The sequence below is a fragment of the Endozoicomonas sp. ONNA1 genome (assembly GCF_024606325.1).
In the GTDB taxonomy this organism is placed as follows: Bacteria; Pseudomonadota; Gammaproteobacteria; order Pseudomonadales; family Endozoicomonadaceae; genus Endozoicomonas_A.
In genome coordinates, this window is the sequence record NZ_JAHHPN010000326.1 from 1 (window position 1) to 3,652 (window position 3,652).

The following is a 3,652-nucleotide window of genomic DNA, read 5'->3' on the forward strand; positions in this document are numbered from 1 at the left end:
GAGTTGACTTCACCCTGATGTGAAATGGAAGCTTTCACTACCCATGATCCATCGAGCTGCTGGCCAATGATTTTCGCTGTTTTATCTTTACTGGCGGTTACCACATGACGACTATCAGTGCTAAAGACGGCTGAATTGACCTCGCCGTCATGAGTAATGGAGGCCTTTTCATTCCAGACTCCGTCCTTAAGGCCGTAGATTTTCACCGTTTTATTTTGACTGGCGATCAGCAGATGGCGGCTATCAGCGCTGAAAGTAACTGATGGTACCGAACTGCCATGACGAATGGTGGTTTTTGATTCCCATGATCCATCGGCCTTCAGACCGTAGATTTTCGCCGTACCATCGACACTGGCAGTCACAATATGGCTGCCATCGGTGCTGAAGTCGGCTGAAGTGACCCAAGAAGAATGGCGAATGTCAGCCTTTAGTTCCCAGGATCCATCGGTCTTATGGCCATAAATTTTCACCATGTGGGTGCCATCGCGGTTGGAGGGGGTATCGTTGAACCTACCGTACTCAGGCATTACACCAACGGTCAGCACATGGGTGCCATCGTAGCTGAAGGTGGCTGAAGTAGCATGATTGTCATAGGGAACAGTAGCATTCTCCAGCCATGATCCATCTTCCTCCTGGCTAAGGATTTTCACCCCATTAGCGCTACCGGTGCAGGTTATCACATAGCACCCATCAACGCTGAAGGTGGCTGAGCAGACTGAACCTCGATGGGAAATGCTGGCTTTTGGTACCCAGGATCCATTGGCCTCCAAACCGTAGATTTTCGCCGTGCGACCATAACTGGCGGTCAGCAAAAGAGTGCTATCGGGACTGAACGTGGCTGAGCTGACCGGACGATCATAGGTAATGGTCTCCTTTTCTTGCCAGGATCCATCGGCCTCCAAACTGTAGATTCTCGCCGTGCAATCATAACTGGCAGTGACCAGATGATTGCCATCAGGGCTAAAGGTGGCTGAGTTGATAAGATCGGTATGAAAACAGCTGGTTTTTACATACCATGACCCATTGATGTCCTGACCAGAGATTTTCGCTGTATCTTCACCAAAAGCAGAACTCACGGTCACCACGTGGCGGCCATCGCCACTAAAGGTGGCTGATCTAATCTCGCCACCATGAGAAATCTCGCCTTTTCCAACCCATTCAAATGTTTCACATTTAGACATCAGTTCAGTGATGGTGAAATAGAAAATAGCGGGAAATTGATCACTCTTTCGGCGTTGTATAAGTGACTTTATTAGCACCTCATCATTCGTAAACTGCCCTAACCAGTCGCTGAGTTGGTTGTTATCTTTTGTACTGATGACTCTCTTGAGTTGAGCCTGGAGTGCTGAAGGAAACCGCTGATACCAAGCCTTCGCCAGAGCATCACCTTCTTTGATAGCATTGTAGAACTTGGAGCATGTCCGTTTTAAAAGGGCTACCGCTGGAAGATTCAGAGAGTCAATGACTTTATACTTTATCTCTAAGGGCAGTTGCTCCAATAAAGATTCACACTGGTAAGATGCAGTGATCTCCCTACCCATACCGATACCGGTTGGTGAATCTGATCGAGAACACATAGGCGACGCCGGGGGTGAATCAACAATCTCGAAATTGTCATTTATCTGCTTAATGCCTGGTGTCATTTCTGGTTCCTGTGACGTGAGTATTTCTCCTCATTTTGAAACGACGATCAAAATGGGTGCGCCAGGTTAGACAAGGCTTTGGAATAAAAGTTCATAACATGGGTAAGTACGACAAACACTGCTTTTGTCTTTCAGCAAGGCAGGATGTCGTCGTTTAGCGACCAACTCCCTACTAACGGCAGGTTCCTCCAGATTTCGTCAATCTCTGACAAACTGGATCGTTTCACATCCGTCCAAATCGCCCTGATTTCGTAGATTTTTGCCATACCATCCTCACCGGCGGTGACCACATGGCAACAATCGGCACTGAAGGTGGCTGAGTTGACTGCCCCCTCATGGGAAATAGAAGCTTTCACTACCCATGATCCATTGATCTTCTGCCCGATGATTTTCGCTGTTTTATCCTTACTGGCGGTTACCACATGACGACCATCAGCACTGAAAACAGCTGAATTGACCTCGCCGTCATGGGCAATGCGGGCCTTTTCTTTCCAGACTCCGCCCTTAAGACCATAGATTTTCACCGTTTTATCATGACTGGCGGTCACCAGATGGCGGCCATCGGCGCTGAAAGTGGCTGATCTCACAGAACCCCCATGGCGAATGATGGCTTTTGGTTCCCATGATCCACCGGCCTTCTGACCGTAAATTTTCACCGTATTATCGCCACTGGCAGTCACCACATGACTCCCATCGGGGCTGAAAGTGGCTGAAGAGATCCAATGAGAATGAGGAATGTTAGCCTCTGGCTCCCAGGATCCATCGGGTTTCTGGCCAAAGATTTCCACCTTGTAAGCGTCATTGGCGATCACCACATGGGTGCCATCGGAACTAAAGGTGGCTAATCTGACAATTCTATCATGGGGAATGGAGCCTTTCTCCAGCCATGATCCATCGTCCTCCTGAGCATGGATTCTCGCCTTGCCATCAGCACCGGCGGTTATCACATAGCGCCCATCAGCGCTGAAGGTGGCTGAGAAGCCCAAATTTGCATGGAAAATGCTGGCTTTTGGTACCCACGATCCATTTTTTTCCTGACCGTAAACTTTCGCCGTGTGATCAGAACTGGCGGTCACCACAAGAGTGCTATCGGGACTGAAGGTGGCTGAGTTGACCGCATAATCATGAGTAATAGTGACTTTTACTTCCCATGACCCATCGGCCCTGAGACCACAGATTTTCGCCGTGTGATCATCACTGGCGGTGACCAAATGATTGCTATCGGGGCTAAAGGTGGCTGAGTTGATAGAACCAGTGTGAACAATCTCAGCTTTTACATGCCATGATTGACTGATGTTATGACCAGAGATTTTCGCTGTATCTTTAAAGAGATCAGTAGCTTTAGCCCTGGTCACCACATGGCGACCATCGCCACTGAAGGTGGCTGCTCGAACCCTGATACGATGATGAGAAATTACGCCATCTTCAACTGGTCTAAATAATATGCATTCAGACATCAGTCTACTGATGGTGAAATAGAAAATAGCAGGAAATTCATGACTCTCCCGGCGTTCCACAAGTGATTTGATTAGCGCCTCATCACTCGTAAACCGCCCCAGCCAGTCACTGAGTTGGTCCTTGTCTTTTGTACTGATGAATGCCTTTAGTTGAGCCTGATGTGCTGAAGGAAACCGGCCATACCAGGCCTTCGCCATGACATCACCTTGTTCGATAACATCGTACAACTCTGTGCATGTCCGTTTTAAAAGAGCTACCGTTGGAAGATCCAAAGAATCAATGATTTTATACTTAATTTCTATGGGCAGTTTCCCCAATAATAGAGATTCACGCTGGTAAGATGCAGTGATCTCCCTTCCCATACCGATACCGGTTGGCGACTCTGATTGGGATCGCCCGGATGATGTCGGGAGTGAGTCGACAATACGTGAGTTGCCGTTTATTTGCCCAATGCCTGGTGTCATTTCTGGTTCCTGTAAGAGTTGGTATTTGTCCTGGTTCCGGGCTTCGTCAATCACTACCAGCCTGCGCCGGTTCAGGTGACACCAAAG

The 3,652-nt window shown here is 48.4% G+C and carries 2 protein-coding genes; both read right to left on the reverse strand.

All coding sequences use genetic code 11. The annotated features are described in order from the left end of the window. Positions 1-1,643, reverse strand: a 1,643-nt coding sequence (locus KDK19_RS07495; protein WP_257291664.1) for a WD40 repeat domain-containing protein, incomplete at its 3' end; no start/stop codon positions are given. Positions 1,644-1,774: 131 nt separating this feature from the next. Continuing rightward, positions 1,775-3,652: WD40 repeat domain-containing protein (locus KDK19_RS07500; RefSeq protein ID WP_257291665.1), on the reverse strand; the 1,878-nt coding region annotated here is incomplete at its 5' end.